Origin of the sequence: Haemophilus sp. CCUG 60358, assembly GCF_001679485.1 — a bacterium.
Lineage (GTDB): Bacteria > Pseudomonadota > Gammaproteobacteria > Enterobacterales > Pasteurellaceae > Haemophilus_D.
In genome coordinates this window covers 119,578-138,339 of sequence record NZ_LZOZ01000019.1, presented here as the reverse complement: position 1 = coordinate 138,339, position 18,762 = coordinate 119,578, and the positions used below count along the sequence as shown (strand labels likewise).

General features: G+C 39.5%; 13 protein-coding genes. 8 read left to right on the top strand and 5 right to left on the bottom strand.

What is annotated here, in order from left to right; translation table 11 throughout:
- Nucleotides 1-40 precede the first annotated feature (40 nt).
- Nucleotides 41-2,089, bottom strand: coding sequence for a methionine--tRNA ligase (metG, locus tag A9500_RS09725; RefSeq protein ID WP_065244780.1), 2,049 nt, complete (start codon nt 2,087-2,089; stop codon nt 41-43).
- 161 nt (nt 2,090-2,250) lie between these two features.
- On the opposite strand from metG, the gene apbC reads away from it, so the two are divergent.
- Nucleotides 2,251-3,363 carry an iron-sulfur cluster carrier protein ApbC gene (gene apbC, locus A9500_RS09720; RefSeq protein WP_049364122.1) on the top strand — a complete coding sequence of 371 codons (1,113 nt, stop codon included), beginning with the start codon at nt 2,251-2,253 and terminating at the stop codon, nt 3,361-3,363.
- Between the two features lie 73 nt (nt 3,364-3,436).
- On the opposite strand, the gene A9500_RS09715 is transcribed toward apbC, so the two are convergent.
- The 4 genes from A9500_RS09715 to A9500_RS09700 form a co-directional block, all read right to left on the bottom strand.
- The gene (locus A9500_RS09715) at nt 3,437-4,066 is read right to left on the bottom strand and encodes a histidine phosphatase family protein (protein ID WP_065244779.1); all 630 of its coding nucleotides are present in this window, start codon (nt 4,064-4,066) and stop codon (nt 3,437-3,439) included.
- Nucleotides 4,067-4,119: 53 nt separating this feature from the next.
- On the bottom strand, nt 4,120-5,487 hold the full coding sequence (locus A9500_RS09710; protein ID WP_065244778.1) for a TolC family protein: 1,368 nt from the start codon (nt 5,485-5,487) through the stop codon (nt 4,120-4,122).
- 84 nt (nt 5,488-5,571) lie between these two features.
- The gene (locus tag A9500_RS09705; protein WP_065244777.1) at nt 5,572-7,503 is read right to left on the bottom strand and encodes a MacB family efflux pump subunit; all 1,932 of its coding nucleotides are present in this window, start codon (nt 7,501-7,503) and stop codon (nt 5,572-5,574) included.
- Between the two features lie 18 nt (nt 7,504-7,521).
- On the bottom strand, nt 7,522-8,703 hold the full coding sequence (locus A9500_RS09700) for an efflux RND transporter periplasmic adaptor subunit (RefSeq protein ID WP_065244776.1): 1,182 nt from the start codon (nt 8,701-8,703) through the stop codon (nt 7,522-7,524).
- Between the two features lie 221 nt (nt 8,704-8,924).
- Between A9500_RS09700 and glnS the strand changes: the two genes are divergently transcribed.
- The 7 genes from glnS to glgA all read left to right on the top strand — a co-directional run bounded on the left by glnS (nt 8,925) and on the right by glgA (nt 18,718).
- Nucleotides 8,925-10,598 carry a glutamine--tRNA ligase gene (gene glnS / locus A9500_RS09695; protein ID WP_049365844.1) on the top strand — a complete coding sequence of 558 codons (1,674 nt, stop codon included), beginning with the start codon at nt 8,925-8,927 and terminating at the stop codon, nt 10,596-10,598.
- A gap of 66 nt (nt 10,599-10,664) precedes the next feature.
- Nucleotides 10,665-11,105, top strand: coding sequence for a YcgN family cysteine cluster protein (locus tag A9500_RS09690; protein WP_065244775.1), 441 nt, complete (start codon nt 10,665-10,667; stop codon nt 11,103-11,105).
- Between the two features lie 144 nt (nt 11,106-11,249).
- The gene (locus A9500_RS09685; protein ID WP_257005718.1) at nt 11,250-11,663 is read left to right on the top strand and encodes a 4-alpha-glucanotransferase; all 414 of its coding nucleotides are present in this window, start codon (nt 11,250-11,252) and stop codon (nt 11,661-11,663) included.
- Between the two features lie 11 nt (nt 11,664-11,674).
- Nucleotides 11,675-13,864, top strand: a complete 2,190-nt coding sequence (gene glgB, locus A9500_RS09680) for a 1,4-alpha-glucan branching protein GlgB (RefSeq protein WP_065244774.1) — start codon at nt 11,675-11,677, stop codon at nt 13,862-13,864.
- A 17-nt stretch (nt 13,865-13,881) separates the two neighbouring features.
- Nucleotides 13,882-15,900, top strand: a complete 2,019-nt coding sequence (gene glgX / locus A9500_RS09675; RefSeq protein WP_065244773.1) for a glycogen debranching protein GlgX — start codon at nt 13,882-13,884, stop codon at nt 15,898-15,900.
- Nucleotides 15,890-17,188 carry a glucose-1-phosphate adenylyltransferase gene (gene glgC / locus A9500_RS09670; RefSeq protein WP_065244772.1) on the top strand — a complete coding sequence of 433 codons (1,299 nt, stop codon included), beginning with the start codon at nt 15,890-15,892 and terminating at the stop codon, nt 17,186-17,188. The genes glgX and glgC overlap by 11 nt, the downstream gene beginning before the upstream one ends.
- A gap of 90 nt (nt 17,189-17,278) precedes the next feature.
- Complete coding sequence (glgA, locus tag A9500_RS09665) at nt 17,279-18,718, top strand: glycogen synthase GlgA (protein WP_065243231.1); 1,440 nt, start codon at nt 17,279-17,281, stop codon at nt 18,716-18,718.
- The last annotated feature ends 44 nt before the right edge of the window (nt 18,719-18,762 follow it).

The window sequence follows — 18,762 nt, the reverse complement described above, 5'->3', positions numbered from 1 at the left end:
TGGCAATAAAAAAGGCGACAGAAGTCGCCTAAATATTAAATTATTTTACTTGCATACCGGCAGTCACACCACTATCAGCTGAAAGTAAGAATAAATCACTTCCGCCTGTACCCGCAGAAAGAATCATTCCTTCTGATATACCGAATTTCATTTTGCGAGGAGCCAGGTTTGCTACCACAATAACAAAACGACCTTCCAATTCTTCGGGTTTGTTATAAGCCGCTTTAATGCCAGAGAACACTTGGCGAGTATGATCACCTAAATCTAATTCAAAACGTAAGAGTTTGTTTGATTCAGGTACCGCTTCACATTTCAACACTTTTGCCACACGCATATCGATTTTAGCAAAATCATCGATGGTAATAGTGTCAGCAATAGGTTCGATATTTGAAAGAGCGGTCGCTTTTGCCGCTGTTTTTTCTGTCGCTTTGTTTGCTTCAGCGAAAAGTGCTTTAGTTTCTTCTACAACAGCATCAATTTGTTTTTTCTCTAAACGAGAGAAAAGGGCTTTAAATGGGGTAAGCTGATGACCAAATAATGGCTGTGTAATATTATTCCAAGTTAGTTCTGTTTGTAAAAATGCTTCTGCTCGCTCAGCCAGTTTTGGAAGAACTGGTTTTAAGTAAGACATTAACACACGGAAAAGCTCGATACCCATTGAGCAAACCGCTTGTAATTCAGCTTCTTTGCCTTCTTCTTTCGCAATGACCCAAGGTGCTTTTTCATCAATATATTTATTGGCTTTATCAGTTAATGCCATGATTTCACGAATCGCTTTGTTGTATTCGCGGCTTTCATAATAAGCAGCGATTTGTTCAGTTTGTGCAGTAAATTCAGCAAAAAGCGCTTCGTCTTCTAATTTATCTGCTAATTTGCCTTCAAAACGTTTTGTGATAAAGCCCGCATTACGAGACGCTAAATTGACTAATTTATTAACGATATCTGTATTGACACGTTGAACGAAATCCTCCAAATTGAAATCAAGATCTTCGATGCGATCGTTTAATTTCGCTGCGTAGTAGTAACGCAAACATTCTGGGTCAATGTGATTTAAATAGGTGCTGGCTTGGATAAATGTACCGCGTGATTTGGACATTTTTGCGCCATCTACGGTGACATAACCGTGAGCAAACACATTGGTTGGTTTGCGGAATTCGCTACCTTCTAACATTGCCGGCCAGAATAGACTGTGGAAATACACGATATCTTTACCGATAAAGTGATAAAGTTCTGCATCGCTGTTTTCGCCCCAGAATTCATTAAAATCGATGCCTTCACGATCGCAGAGATTTTTGAATGAAGCCATGTAGCCGATTGGGGCATCTAGCCAAACATAGAAGAATTTATCTTTTGCACCTGGAATTTCAAAACCAAAATAAGGGGCATCGCGAGAGATATCCCATTGTTGCAAACCACTTTCAAACCATTCTTGCATTTTGTTTGCAATTTCAGGCTGAAGCGAGCCAGAGCGAGTCCATTCTTTTAACATCCCTTCAAAAGCGGGTAAGTCAAAGAAGAAATGTTCAGATTCTTTGATGATTGGTGTTGCACCTGATATAGCTGAACGAGGATTAATTAAATCCATCGGGCTGTAAGTAGATGCACAAACTTCACAGTTATCACCATATTGATCTTCAGCTTTACATTTCGGGCAAGTTCCTTTGACAAAACGATCCGGTAAGAACATGTTTTTTTCAGGATCGAATAACTGAGAAATGACTTTTGTTTTAATGAAACCTTTTGCTTTTAATTTATTGTAAATCTCAGCGGTGAGTTGTTTGTTTTCTTCACTGTGAGTGGAATGATAGTTATCAAAACTGATATTGAAACCTGCAAAATCACGGACGTGATCGGCTTTTGCTTTTGCGATTAATTCTTCTGGTGTAATGCCTAATTTATCAGCATTAAGCATGATTGGTGTGCCGTGCGCGTCATCTGCACAGACAAAATGAATTTTATTACCACGCATACGTTGGAAACGCACCCAAATATCTGCTTGAATGTGTTCTAACATATGGCCTAAATGAATGGCACCATTTGCATAAGGTAATGCACATGTGACTAAAATTTTACGAGGTTGAGTTGTCATTATTTTTCTCTTATTCTTTTTGCAAAAATTGCGAGTATGTTACCCGATTAGTGTGATTTTTTCTAGTTTAGTTATACTTTTAGCTTAACATTTGAGGGGGAAAAGGGGTAGAATATCCCTGACAAATTTACTCTACTACCTACTACTATTAAAGGAATATTATGGCAACTGCTTTTTCTGAAAATTTAACAGCAGAACAACAAGCTCAGGTTCTGCAACTTTTCCAACAATTTCAACACCCAAGTTTGCAAAAAGATTTAATCGCATTAAATACTTTGAAGAAAGTAGAAAAAGGTGGCGATGTATTGCGTATTGAATTACAACTGCCTTTTGCATGGAACACTGGCGTGGAGCAAGTGAAACAACAGCTTTCTGATGCGTTATTAAAAGCAACGGATAGCAAAGAAATCAAATGGGTAGTGAATTATCAAATCGCAACGTTAAAACGTGCGAATAATCAACCCGCTGTAAAAGGTGTGAAGAACATCATTGCAGTGACTTCAGGTAAAGGTGGGGTAGGGAAATCATCCGTTTCGGTGAATCTTGCGCTTGCTTTACAAGCTCAAGGTGCTCGCGTAGGGATCTTAGATGCAGATATTTACGGCCCATCTATTCCGCATATGTTAGGTGCGCCGCATCAACGCCCAACTTCACCAGATAACCAACATATTACTCCAATTAAAGCGTATGGTTTATCTGCTAACTCGATTGGTTTCTTAATGGATGAAGATAATGCAACCATTTGGCGTGGTCCAATGGCAAGTAGCGCATTAAGCCAACTTTTAAATGAAACCTTATGGGACAGCTTAGATTACTTAGTGATTGATATGCCACCGGGTACAGGTGATATCCAATTAACGCTTTCACAACAAATCCCTGTAACGGGTGCGGTAGTGGTCACAACCCCACAAGATATTGCATTATTAGATGCGGTGAAAGGTGTATCGATGTTTGAACGTGTATCGGTGCCAGTGTTAGGTATTGTGGAAAATATGTCTATGCATATTTGTAGCAATTGTGGTCATCACGAAGCAATTTTCGGTACTGGTGGAGCAGAAAAAATGGCACAAAAATACAATGTGAAAGTATTAGGTCAGTTACCGTTGAATATCCAAGTTCGTCAAGATTTGGATGCGGGTAAACCAACTGTAGTTGCTGCACCAGACAGTGAAATTGCGAAATCTTTCTTAGATTTAGCAGAGAAAGTATCAACCGAGCTTTACTGGCAAGGTTCTGTGATTCCAAGCGAGATTTTATTCCGCGAAGTGAAATAATTACAAAAACATCATAAAAATTAACCGCACTTTAGGTCATCTAAAGTGCGGTTATTTTTTTAGCGAAATTTGCTTATTTTAAATGATCTGCATCATTTATTTTCTCAACGCAAAAACCGTTCTCATCGTCATAATGCACAACACTAATTGAGGTGTTAATAAGCGATACTGATTTATCTTCATCGCGGTGATTTTGCCAGGTTGCGCCATTTAATAAGGCAAGCAATAAACGTAGAGTATGGCCATGCGACACAATGAGAATATTGCCTTGATTGTGGATCTTAATAATGTCGTGCAATGCTTTCATGGCTCGCTCGCCCAATTGTTCGAACGTTTCTCCGCCATTTACTTGAGCTTTGTAATTGGCAGGATCTTTAATGAGTTGTTTGAACTCTGGATGTTCTCTTAACGTATCAACAACTTTGCCTTCCCAAGAACCAAAATACTGTTCATTTAAACCTTGGTGATGGAAAAGGGGAATATCACGTTTGCCGATAATGTGAGAGGCAGTTGCGATAGTACGTTTTAATACGCTGGAATAAGCGGCAATGAAAGGAATATGATTAAGTGCCACACCTGTTTTTTTCGCACCATTAACGCCTTCTTCTGTTAAAGGGGAATCGCCATGTCCTTGCATTAAACCTTCCGTATTCCAAACAGTTTTACCGTGGCGAATGAAATAAAAAGTCAGCTGTTTTTTCATTTTTCATGTCCATAAAAAAGATTAAGGAAGCCGAAACTTCCTTAATCATGATTTTAACGGGAGTAATAACCTGCCATTGAACTATACACGGCATTTTCTGCCTGAATGATGTTGTATTTTGCATTCAAGATAGAAAGTTGAGAGCTTTTCTCTGTGTTTGCCGCGGTGAGCCATTCGCGTAATTCAGATACACCGGCATTGTAACGATCACGATAGTATTTAGTAATACGTTGGTTATAGCTGTGTGTTTTTTGCAAGTTAGCAAAAGCACTTTGTGCTTGTGTATAGGCGAAGTAGTTGGTATCTACGTCATTCAAGGCTTTAGTAATGCTTTGCTCGTAGTTTAAACGTGCGGTTTCATAATCTGCTTCAGAGATTTTCACGTTCCATTTTACGGTATTCCAGTTGAGGAATGGTAGGCTAATGCCGATTAAACCTGTACCAACTGGATTGTGCAATGCATTACCGACTTTAGTACCACTTGATGTTAAGCTTCCGCCTAAAGTGACTTCAGGGAACCAGCTTTTTTCAGTTGCTTTTGCATTTTTGAATGCACTGCTTAAGCGATATTGATAGCCTTTCACATCAGGACGGTTTGCAATCACAGAAACAGGTACATTTAAATTTACGCCTACATTTTTTACATTAAGAATGTGTGGGAAGTTGATATTTAATGCTTCTTCCGGTTTTAAGTTCAGTAAGTTACGTAAAGTTTGTTCTGCTGTTTTACGTTGTGTTTGATAGTTGATCAAGTTGTTACGTGCGTTCAATACCGCTTGTTGTGCTTGATCTACACTTGCGCTATCAGCCACACCTTGAGATAAACGACGTTGCATAATGCTGCTAATGTTGTTGTAGTATTTAATGCTTTCTTGCGTGGTGCTGATTGCATCATTCAAGTAGGCAATTTGATAATAGGTTGTTACAACAGAGTTGATGAGTGAAAGTTTCGTTGCTTCTAAATCTTCAGCCGTTGCTTTGTGTGACCATTCGGCGGCATCAGCGGTATCCGCTAAACGTTGCCATAGATCTAACGTATAACTCACATTTAATGCACCTTTATGACTGATGGTTGAGTTGCCACCAGTTTTCAGATTTTTACCCGCAGAAGATTGGGTTGAACCGCTAAATGCTGGAATTAAATTCGCGCCTGCAAGGTTTGCATTATATAAAGCACGGTTTACAGCAATAGACGCTTTAGCTAAATCTTTGTTGTTGACTAATGCTTGTTCTACCACACGATTTAATTGTGAATCATTGTAAAGCGCCCACCAGTTTTCTTTTACATTAAATTGTTTGGTGATTTCCGCATAATTTTGGTAATCCTGCTGGCTCGCTTTATAAGAATCGCCGATGTTAGCACAACCTGCCAGAGCAGTTGCCATTGCGATTGCTAAGGTTAATTTTTTCATTTTTAACATGGATTTTTCCTTTCTTTTTCAATTAAAGTGCGGTCAAAAATTAGTGAGAATTTTAACCGCTCTTTTGTGTTTTACAAAATTTCTTTATTCTCTCGCAAGGGCGGTAATTGGATCTAATTGTGCCGCACGTTTTGCCGGCATATAACCGAAGATCACACCAATCAGGGTAGAGAAGACCACCGCTGCAACAATTGAGCCGGTTGAGAATGCCATAGTAAAGTCAGTCATAAATACGTTAAAGAGTAGACCGATTAAACCCGAAAGTAGAATACCCGTCACGCCGCCAATTAAACAAATCAACACGGCTTCAATTAAAAATTGTTGCAGAATATTAAATTGTCTTGCACCAATAGCCATGCGCACACCAATTTCCTTAGTTCGCTCAGTGACAGAAACCAACATAATATTCATCACACCAATACCACCAACGATCAATGAAATAAAGGCGATAGAGGAAATGAGTAATTTCATCGTGCCTGTTGTGCTTTCAATAGTTTGTTTAATGGTATCGCTATTCATGATGAAGAAATCTTTTTTACCATGACGCATGGTGAGCAATTCAGTAATTCCTTTTTCAGCGACAGTCGTATTCACGGAATCATCTACTTTTACGGTAATCAAGCCAATTTTTTTACTGCCCGAAATACGATTCATCACAGTAGTGTAAGGCGCATAGAGATTAAGTGAACTACTTGCCCCGCCCATTTGTTTATCAGATACCACGCCGATAATACGTAATGGACGTTTATTAAACATCACAATTTTGCCGATAGGATTTTCATCTGGGAAAATCGACTTTTTCGCACTTTCATCGATTAAGGCTACTTGGTTGTTATCAACAACATCTTGAGCAGAAAATAAATTACCAGATTTTAGTTTTAAGCCATCTACATCAAAATATTGTTCGCCTACACCTTTTAAACTGGTCGAGGAGAAAGTTTGGTTGCCATAAATCAATGTGCCACTTGATGAGCTATTTGGCGTGACACTTTGTACATAGCTTTGTTGATTTAAGGCAGTGGCATCATTAATTGTGAGATTCTGCATTTGTTCAGCACGACGATCGCCAAAGCCTGTACCATTAAAAATGGTCATGGTATTTGTACCAATGCCTTTAATATTCTCTAAGATTTTTTGTTGTGAACCATTTCCCAATGCCACGACAGAAACCACAGACGTAATCCCGATGATAATCCCGAGCATGGTTAAAAGAGAACGCATTTTGTGGGCAATAATGGCACTCACAGACATGCGAAAGGCTTCAACAAATTGATCTTTGCTTAACCCAAAGTGCGGTTTAGATTTGGTTTGATTTTCGACCGCACTTTTTACTGCTTCTTTTTGTGTATCGCCAATGATTTCGCCATCTTTAATTTCAATCACGCGATTCGCACTGGCAGCAATTTCTCGGTCATGGGTTACCATAATAATGGTGTGTCCCTCTGCGTGTAATTGTCGCAGAATTTCCATTACATTTTGACCACTTTGCGAATCCAATGCACCAGTGGGTTCATCGGCTAAAATAATTTCGCCACCATTCATCAACGCACGGGCAATACTCACACGTTGTTGCTGACCACCAGAAAGCTGGCTTGGTTTATTTTGCCATTTATCGCCTAAGCCTAATTTTTCTAAAAGTTGTTTTGCACGAGAAAGCCGTTTTTCTTGCGACATTCCTGCATAAATAGCAGGCAAGGCGACGTTCTCAGCGGCTGTCAAACTCGACAATAAGTTATAGCGTTGGAAAATAAAGCCGAATTTTTGGCTACGCAAATCTGAAAGCTGATCTTTGCTTAATTCAATAGTTTCTTTGCCATTGATCTTGTAAGAACCACTGGTTGCCGTATCCAAGCACCCGATGATGTTCATCAAGGTTGATTTGCCTGAACCTGATTGTCCAATAATTGCCACAAAATCGCCTTTTTCAATATTTAAAGAGACATTCTTTAAAATATGAACGCGATTTTCGCCTTCACCGAAGTAACGGTTGAGATCCTTAATTTCAATAATATTCATTAATTTTCTACCGCACTTTTAGAACATTCTTGGACCACGAGGCATAGAGCCTACTTTTTCACCATTGGCCACTTGTGACACGATAACTTTTTCACCTTCGTTTAAACCAGATTTGATTTCAGTTTGGAAATCATTTTGAATACCGGTTTCAACTTCACGCTGTTCAGGTTGATTTTTGTCATTCAATACATTCACAAAGCTTTTGCCATCACGTTTTTGAATAGCCATATTGGAAACCAATAACACGTCTTTTGCATTGGTAATTTTAATGTTGTTTTCTGTCGTCATTCCGATGCGTAAGGTACGATCTGGGTTATCAATTAAAACATTGGCGTAATAGTAGATCGCACTGGTCGTTGAGCTACTGCTTGAACTTATCGAAGATGATGTTGAAGAGCTATCACTTGTCGTGGTATTGGCTGGATCAACAGAATCAATGACGGAGTGATATACAGTTTGACTATCCGATAAAATAGTAAAGCTGACTTCTTGACCTGCTTTAACTTTAGTAATATCGCCTTCTGAAATTTCAGGCTTAATTTTCATTTTGCTTAAATCAGCAATGGTTACAATCGTTGGCGTCGTTTGGTTGGCGTTAACGGTTTGACCTTCTGAAACAGGCACAGAAATAACGGTACCGTCCATTGGGGCGGTGATTTTGGTGTAACCCACATTGGTTTCTGCGGTATTCACTTCAATTTCAGCTTGTTTGATATTGGCTTCAATGGCTTCCATTTCAGCTTTCGCATTATCAAGTGTGCTTTTTGCAGTATTCAAACTATCCAAAGACGTCGCTTTTTGTGTATAAAGTTTTGATAAGCGGTTATAACTTGAAAGAGCTACATCATAAGCAGTTTTCTTCGCTTTTAATTGAGCTTGATAGCTGACCAATGCCGCTTTTTTGGTATTTAAGGTATTAATTTGGGTTGTAGAATCAATATCTGCAATCATTTCGCCTTTTTTGATTTCTTGCCCTAATTTGACATAGAGTTTAGTGATTTCACCTGAAGCTTGAGCACCAACATCAACTTCATTCACGCTTTCAACTGAACCAGAGGCGACAACTGTTTTTTCCACATTGCCACGTGTAACCGATTCAGTCAGATAGGTGGTTTCTTGTTTGTTATTGCTTGAGAAAAAATAATAAACAGCACCGGTAGCAACGAGTAATCCGAGTAAAATAAAAAAGCGTTTTTTCATAAAGACTTTGTTATCCTAAATAAAAATGAACGTTTGTTCAGTAAAGTGGTATTCTAAAGGTAAACTTTTCAGTTTGCACGAAAAATCTTCAAGTTAGACCTAAAAATCCTAAAAAATTCAGTCTTAATTTAATGAAAGTGCGGTTAGTTTTGTGATCAAATTCACAACGCCAGACTTTTCGTATAGAATGGGGAAATTATTTTCAATTTATTGAGAAATTTATGAGCAATACAGAACACACTCTAGAAAATGCGGAAAATACCCGCACACACAATTTCATTACTCAAATTATTGATGAAGATTTAGCTTCGGGTAAACACAAAAGTGTTCATACTCGTTTCCCGCCTGAGCCGAATGGCTATTTACATATTGGCCACGCAAAATCGATTTGCTTAAACTTCGGCTTGGCAAAAGAATATAACGGTTTATGTAACCTACGTTTTGACGATACCAACCCAGTAAAAGAAGACGTGGAATATGTGGATTCCATCAAAGCTGATGTGGAATGGTTAGGTTTTAAATGGGAAGGCGAACCGCGTTATGCATCTGATTACTTCGATGCACTTTATGGCTATGCGATTGAGTTGATCGAAAAAGGTTTAGCGTATGTGGATGAACTTTCTCCAGATGAAATGCGTGAATATCGTGGTACATTAACTGAGCCAGGTAAAAACAGCCCATATCGTGATCGTAGTGTTGAAGAAAACTTAGCGTTATTCGAAAGAATGAAAAACGGTGAGTTTGCGGAAGGTACATTAAGTCTTCGTGCGAAAATCGACATGGCTTCACCATTTATGGTCATGCGTGATCCTGTGCTTTATCGTATTAAATTTGCGAGCCATCACCAAACCGGTGATAAATGGTGCATTTACCCAATGTACGATTTCACTCACTGTATCTCTGATGCGATTGAGCGTATTACACACTCTCTATGTACATTAGAATTCCAAGACAACCGTCGTTTATATGACTGGGTGTTAGAAAATATTAGTATTGAACGTCCATTACCGCATCAATATGAATTTTCACGTTTGAATTTAGAAGGTACATTAACATCTAAACGTAAATTATTGAAATTAGTGAATGATGGCATTGTAGATGGTTGGAACGATCCGCGTATGCCAACCATTTCAGGTTTACGTCGTCGCGGTTATACACCGGCTTCATTACGTGAGTTCTGCCGTCGTATCGGTGTGACTAAACAAGATAACGTTGTAGAGTATTCTGCACTTGAAGCCTGCATTCGTGAAGATTTAAACGAAAACGCACCACGCGCAATGGCGGTGATTGATCCTGTTCGCGTAGTGATCGAAAACTTTGAAGGCGAAGAAACCTTAACGGCACCAAATCACCCAAATCGTCCAGAATTAGGTGAGCGTCAATTACCATTTACGAAAGAGCTTTATATTGATCGCGCAGACTTCCGTGAAGAAGCAAATAAACAATATAAACGCTTAGTATTAGGTAAAGAAGTGCGTTTGCGTAATGCTTATGTGATTAAAGCTGAACGTGTCGAAAAAGATGCAAATGGTGAAATTACCACGATTTTCTGTACTTACGATCCTGAAACCTTAGGTAAAAATCCAGCGGATGGTCGCAAAGTGAAAGGGGTAATTCACTGGGTATCTGCAGTGCATAATCATCCGGCTGAGTTCCGTTTATATGAGCGTCTTTTCACCGTACCAAACCCAGGTGCAGCAGAAGAAATCGAAAGCGTGTTAAATCCAACCTCTTTAGTGGTGAAACACGGTTTTGTAGAACAAAGCCTTGCAAATGCAGAACCTGAAAAAGGTTATCAATTTGAACGCGAAGGTTATTTCTGTGCGGATAACAAAGATAGCCGCCCAGAGCACTTAGTGTTTAACTTAACCGTAAGCTTAAAAGAAGGCTTCTAATTCTAAACAACAAAGTGCGGTCAAAAATCACGTAAATTTTGACCGCACTTTTTTATTGGTTTCACTATGCAATTTGAATCTCATTTTTGGCAAAAAAAATCGCTCCTTGAAATGACGGAATCCGAATGGGAAGCCTTATGTGATGGCTGCGGGAAATGCTGTTATCGTAAATATATTCAAGGACGAGGCAAGCGTGAAAAACTCTACTATACGCGAATTGCTTGCAATCTATTAGATGTGGAAACAGGGAAGTGTCGTAATTATCCTGAACGTTTTAAAATTGAAAGTGATTGCACCAAATTAACCAAAAAGAATTTGCCTGATTTTGGGTGGTTGCCGAATACCTGTGCATATCGTTTATTGTATGAGGGGAAATCTTTGCCCAAATGGCATCCTTTAATCAGCGGCGATCCTAATTCAGTGAAAAATGCAGGTGTTTTAATTCAAGATGGCGTACATGAAGAAGATGTCATTGATTGGTTTGAATTTGTCATTGAAACTGAATAATTTAAATTTCGCTGTTTTTTTATTCTCTTTAAACTTTGTTTTTTGATTTAGGTCACAATTTGCAAGATTGGCAATTGTATTTCAATTGTGCTTACTTATAATACTTAATAAGTATTATATAGATGTATCATTCGTTGTATGCAAATGTCCTTATCACTTAAACAATCTGCTGAAAAACTTGGCATTTCGTTTTCCCATTATGATATTGATGGGCATTTGATTGATGCATCGCCAACCAGTATTGATTATTTTATCGAGCAGTTGCAATTTCCGCCAAATATTGGACAAAATCAGCCGTTCCAAAATGTCATATGTGCCTTTGAAAATGAACCCATTCATGATGATTTAATCGCGTTTTCTTCTCCTCCTGATGCTTCTTTGCGTTATCAATTGCTCGACGAGCAAAACCAAATTCAGTTTGAAAAAACAATTCCATATTCAACCGCACTTTCATTCATTGCCTGCTTTGCCTTTTATCTATTATCGTTTAATGCTTTTTGCCGCTCAACAAACGAGAAAATACAATCGGTTGTAAATAATCAAGCTTGCAAAGCATAAAGGAGTATGTCATGACGAAATTAGTCGCTCAATCAGTAATTAATTCATTTTTTGATGGCAAACATGCCGATCCTTTTGCTGTATTAGGCATGCATGAAACTCACAATGGTATTGAGATTCGTGCTTTATTACCCGATGCAGATAAAGTCGAAGTGATTGACAAAGAAAGTCAATCCATCGTTGTTGAACTAGAAAAACTGGATGACCGCGGATTTTTTGCTGCTATTGTGCCGGAGATTCATCATTTCTTTGCCTATCAATTAAAAGTGTATTGGGGCGTAGAAGCTCAAATTATTGAAGATCCGTACCGTTTCCATCCGATGATTAATGACTTGGAGCAATGGCTATTGGCGGAAGGTTCGTTATTGCGTCCTTATGAAGTATTAGGTGCACATTTTACTGAATGTGACAGTGTACCGGGCGTAAATTTCCGTGTATGGGCGCCAAATGCTAAGCGCGTTTCGTTGGTAGGTGATTTTAATTATTGGGACGGTCGTCGTCATCCAATGCGTTTCCATCCGGCAAGTGGTGTGTGGGAGTTATTCTTACCAAAAGCCAGTTTGGGGCAACGCTATAAATTTGAATTGATTGATTGCAACGGCAACCTTCGTTTAAAAGCTGACCCTTATGCATTCAGATCGGAATTGCGCCCAGATACTGCATCAGAAATCAGTATGTTGCTGGATGTAGTCGAAATGACGGAGCAACGTCGTAAAGCGAATCAACGTAATCAACCTATTTCGATTTACGAAGTACATTTGGGATCATGGCGCCGTAATTTAGAAAATAATTTCTGGCTAGATTACGACCAAATTGCCGATGAGCTTATTCCTTATGTAAAACATATGGGCTTTACCCATATCGAGTTTTTACCACTCTCCGAATTTCCATTTGATGGCTCTTGGGGCTACCAACCGATAGGGCTGTATTCACCAACGAGTCGTTTTGGTACACCAGAAGGCTTTAAACGCTTAGTCGAAAAAGCGCACAAAGCAGGCATTAATGTGATTTTAGACTGGGTGCCAGGGCATTTCCCTAGTGATACACACGGTTTAGTGGCATTTGATGGTACAGCCTTATATGAACATGCTGACCCACGTGAAGGCTATCATCAAGACTGGAATACCTTAATTTATAACTATGGTCGTAATGAAGTGAGAAACTTCTTATCCAGTAATGCACTGTATTGGCTTGAGCGATTTGGTGTAGATGGTATCCGTGTAGATGCGGTCGCATCAATGATTTATCGCGATTATAGCCGAGCTGAAGGCGAATGGATTCCGAATCAATATGGCGGTCGTGAAAACTTAGAAGCCATTGAATTCTTAAAACATACCAACTGGAAAATCCATTCTGAAGTGTCTGGCGCGATTTCGATTGCGGAAGAATCCACTTCTTTCGGTGGCGTAACCCATCCGACCGAAAATGGGGGGCTTGGATTTAATTTTAAATGGAACATGGGCTGGATGAATGACACCCTAAGTTATATGAAACTCGATCCAGTTTATCGTCGTTATCATCACGACAAAATGACCTTCGGGATGATTTATCAATACAGCGAAAACTTTGTGTTACCGCTTTCTCACGATGAGGTGGTACACGGCAAATGTTCGTTACTCGGCAAAATGCCAGGCGATGCGTGGCAAAAATTCGCTAACTTGCGTGCTTACTACGGTTATATGTGGGGCTATCCAGGCAAGAAATTATTATTCATGGGCAATGAATTTGCTCAAGGTCGCGAATGGAATTATGAAGAAAGTTTGGATTGGTTCTTGCTTGACGAAAACCATGGTGGCCTATGGCATAAAGGCGTATTGCAATTAGTCAAAGATTTGAACGGAATTTATCAAAAAAATGCACCGCTCTTTGAGTTAGATGGTGAACCGGAAGGCTTTGATTGGTTAGTGGTAGATGATGCGGAAAATTCAGTCTTTGCTTTTGAACGTAAAAGCAGTGATGGTGAACGCATTATTGTGATCAGTAACTTCACACCTGTGCCACGCGAAGGCTATCGCATTGGGATTAATGCAGCGGGTGAATACGAAGAAATTTTGAATACTGACTCAATGTATTATCAAGGTTCAAACGTTGGTAATTTTGGCTTGGTAGAAAGCGAAGCGATCGCAAGTCACGGACGAGATAATTCGATTAGCGTGACCATTCCGCCACTCGCAACGATCTATTTAAAATATAAAGCATAACAATAGCGAAAAACACAATGTTTAGTATTTATAACAATGGCAAATCTTCCCCAATGGGATATTCTCAAACGCTGGAAAACGGCCTAAAAATTTCGAATTTTGCGCTGTTTTCTAGTGTGGCTGATGCTGTTGAACTTTGCTTGTCCCGTGATGGTAAAGAAAGCCGTTTTGCCATGAGCAGAACCGATGATATTTGGCATGTGGCAATTGAAGGCGTTGAGTTAAATGATGAGTATGCGTTCAGAATTACAGGCAAAAATGACCGCACTTTAGCCAACCCGCAAAAGTTAATGCTTGATCCTTATGCGAAAGCGGTCACTCATAAACCGGATTTAAGTTCATCAGAAGCCCGTTCAATTTTCTTGTTAAATGATGAACGAGATAATGCCGCCGTTGCACCTAAAGGTCGCATTGTGGATGAGCATTTTGATTGGTCTGGGGATTGCAAGCCGTCTATTCCTTGGGCTCAAACCATTGTGTATGAATTAAATGTTAAAGGATTTAGCCAATTAAATTCTCGTATTCCAGAAAATATTCGGGGCACTTATGCGGCTTTAGCACATCCTGAAAATATTGCGTACTTTAAATCATTGTGTATTACCAGCCTTGAATTGCTCCCAGTGAATTTCTTCATTGATGAACCACATTTACAAGAAAAAGGATTACGCAATTATTGGGGCTATAACCCATTAGCTATGTTTGCTTTAGAACCAAGTTATGCATCGGATCAAAAACAACCATTGAACGAATTTAAGAGCATGGTGAAAGCCCTGCATCAAGCGGGCATTGAAGTGATTTTAGATGTCGTATTTAACCATACGGCTGAATCCGAAAAATCATTTCCGACATTTTGCCAGCGTGGTATTGATGACAAAACCTATTACTGGCAAAACGAGCATGGTGATTACTTCAACTGGACGGGTTGCGGCAATATGCTCAATCTTGCTAATGACGTCACTCGCAAATGGGTATTAGATTGTTTACGTTACTGGGTAACAGAATGTCATGTGGATGGTTTCCGTTTCGATTTAGCCACGGTACTTGGTCGTGAAACACCTGATTTCAATCCAAATGCAAAATTGTTTGCGGAAATGGAACAGGATGAGGTTCTACAAAAAATTAAATTAATCGCAGAGCCTTGGGATATAGGCCATTACGGTTACCAAGTTGGTTATTTCCCAGCCTATTTTTCTCAATGGAATGATCGTTTCCGTGATGATATGTGTCGTTTTTGGTTATGGCAAAGTGGTGAAGTGGGGGCTTTTGCAGAACGTTTTGCTGGCTCTAGCGATATTTTTAAACGAGAAGGACGCTTATCGCATGGTAGCTTGAACTTTATTACTGCTCATGATGGTTTTACGTTACGAGATTTAGTGAGCTATAACCATAAACACAATGATGCTAACGGTGAAGAGAACCGTGACGGACGCAATGAAAACTATAGCTACAATCATGGAATTGAAGGTTCTCAACTGGATTTAGCTGATGAATGGCAAAGTGCGGTCGAAAATAACCGTGTTTTATCAGAAAAAGGATTGTTAGGTTCTTTATTACTGGCAAATGGTGTACCCATGCTGCTTGCTGGGGATGAGTTCGGCAACAGCCAATATGGCAATAATAATGCCTATTGCCAAGACAACGAAATTACGTGGTTAAAATGGGAGAATTTTAACCAAACCTTATTTGACTTTACTAAGCAAACCATTGCATTACGAAAAAAAATTCAAAGTTTGCAACAGGAGGCTTGGTGGTCGGATGAAAATGTCGAGTGGTTGAATACTGGGGGAAACCCGATGACCCTAGACGATTGGCATAATCGGGAAAGCAAAGCCCTACAAGTTATGTTGGACGGCAAATATCTTTTCTTAATTAATGCAAAAACTGAACCGCAATCTTTTTATTTGCCAAAGAGTAAATGGAAAAAGATTGCCGAAACTGAAAATAGCGTGATTCAACAATGTGATGTGAGCGGTATAGCATTTGAAGTGTTGGAACATATGGATGATGAAAACGATGGAGTTTGTTATGAAAAGTGATCTTAATAAATATGAATTAGTTAAAGATACTTTAGTGCTTATTTTGGCTGGTGGTCGTGGTTCCCGTTTACATGAATTAACCGATAAACGTGCTAAACCTGCGTTATATTTTGGTGGTAATCGTCGCATTATTGATTTTGCGCTTTCCAACTGTATTAACTCAGGCCTGAATCGTATCGGTGTTGTAACCCAGTATGCCGCTCACTCTTTATTACGCCATTTACAAACAGGTTGGTCATTCTTACCGCAAGAGCGTGGTGAATTCGTTGATATGTTACCTGCCCGTCAACAAATTGATGATTCTACGTGGTACCGTGGTACAGCGGATGCGGTGTATCAAAATATGGCGATTATCCGTAATCACTATCGTCCAAAATACATTTTGATTCTTGCCGGCGACCATATTTATAAACAAGATTACAGTGTTATGTTGATGGATCACGTGAGAAGTGGAGCAAAATGTACAGTAGGCTGTATTGAAGTACCACGTTCTGAAGCGAGTGAATTTGGTGTCATGGCAGTAAACGAAAACCTTAAAGTGAAAGCCTTCGTTGAAAAACCAAAAGATCCACCTGCCATGGTGGGTAAACCAGATACGTCGCTAGCCTCTATGGGGATCTACGTGTTTGATGCTGAGTATCTCTATAAAATGCTTGATAGAGAAGTGAATACCCCTTGCACATCTCATGACTTTGGTAAAGATGTTTTGCCAAAATGCTTGGAAGAAGGCGTGCTTTATGCGCATCCATTCAGCCGTTCTTGTATGGGCCGAAACACTGAAGGTGAAATTTACTGGCGTGATGTGGGTACACTCGATAGTTTCTGGCAAGCGAATATCGATTTAGTTTCAGAGCATCCACAATTAGATATTTATGATCAAAGCTGGCCAATTCGTGGTAATCCAGTGCAGGCTTATCCATCTAAATTCTTCTATAAAAAAGCGAATGTCAAACCGGTAGATAACTCGCTTATCGGTGGTGGCTGTGTGATTACAGATGCATCTATTAGTAATTCAGTGTTGTTTGATAGAGTCAAAATTGATGAAGACTCTTCTGTGGATCACTGTGTTGTGTTACCACAAGTACAAATTGGTAAAAATTGTACATTGAAAGACTGTATTATTGATCGCCATTGCATTATTCCAGATGGTATGGAAATCGGTGTGGATAAAGCCCTAGATAGTAAACGTTTCCGCGTGAGTTCTACTGGTAAGGTTGTACTTGTTACATCAGCCATGTTGAAAAAATTGCAAGGCGAAGAAGTTACTAATGAAGAACATTTGGATTAAAGTGCGGTCAATTTTGACGGTATTTTAAGTGAACTAAAAAGATTGTGCTGTTATCAATGACAGCACAATTTTAAGTATAAAAGGAAAATTATGAGAGTTTTACATGTTTGCTCGGAGCTGTATCCCTTACTTAAAACCGGTGGACTTGCCGATGTTTTAGGGGCGTTACCTTTTGCACAAAAAGAAATTGGTATTGATACGCGTATTTTATTGCCGGCTTATCCAAAAATTTCTGCGGGTATTGAGAACACGCATGTCGTGACAGAATTTGATAATTTTGCTGGTCACATTGTGTTACGTTATGGTGAATACAATGGCGTAGGGATTTATCTGATTGATGCGCCACATCTCTATTGGCGAGAAGGAAATCCTTATCATGATACAGATTACAATGATTATGCCGATAACTATAAGCGTTTTGCGTTATTAGGCTGGGTGGGGGCAGAGCTTGCGACAGGCTTAGATAGTTGGTGGCGAGCTGAAGTGGTTCACGCCCATGATTGGCATGCGGGCTTAGCCGCAGCTTATCTCTTCAATAAAGGTCGTCCAGCAAAATCGGTATTTACGATTCATAATCTGGCTTATCAAGGACAATTTGCTCATCGCCATTTACATGAAATTGGATTGCCAGAAGGGATGTTCCATGTTGATGGTTTAGAGTTATTTGGTCAAATTTCCTATTTGAAAGCTGGTCTCTATTATTCTGATATGGTAACAGCAGTGAGTCCTACTTACGCGAAAGAAATTACCACACCGGACTTTGCTTATGGCTTGCAAGGCTTACTAAGGGGCTTATGTGAGTCAGGTAAGTTGGTGGGAATTTTAAATGGCGTAGATCAAAAAATTTGGCATCCAAGTTGTGATGCGTATATTCAGCATCACTACAAATTGAAATCTATCGCAGGTAAGAAGAAAAATAAAGCCGATTTACAAGCTTATTTCAATTTACCACAACAGCCAGATGCACTCTTATTTGTGATGGTGACTCGCTTAACAGAACAGAAAGGCGTGGATTTACTGATTGCGACAGCGGATGAAATTGTGAAACAAGGTGGTCAATTAGCGATTCTCGGTTCAGGTGCAAAACATTTGGAAGAGGGGATTTGCCAATTAGCACAACGTTATCCAGAAAATATCGCAGTAAAAATTGGTTATGATGAAGCGCTTTCACATTTAATGGTTGCCGGTGGTGATGTGATTTTAGTTCCAAGCCGTTTTGAACCTTGTGGATTAACTCAATTATATGGGTTGCAATATGGTACATTGCCGCTTGTTCGTGCGACGGGAGGATTAGCTGATACAGTGACCAACAGTACAAGCGAAACCATTAAAGCGCGCACCGCAACGGGCTTTGTATTCCAGAAAGCCGAAGCAGATGATTTACGAAGTGCTATCCAGCATGCCTTTGCTTTGTGGCAAAAACAACGTGTTTGGGCGATGGTGCGTAATAATGCCATGGCGCAGGACTTTAGTTGGGAAAATGCGGCCACTCAATATGAGCAGCTCTATTTAGGCATTTTAAATTCATAATTCAATGGATTGACTCCCTCTTCAAAATAATCGCCTTTGAAGGG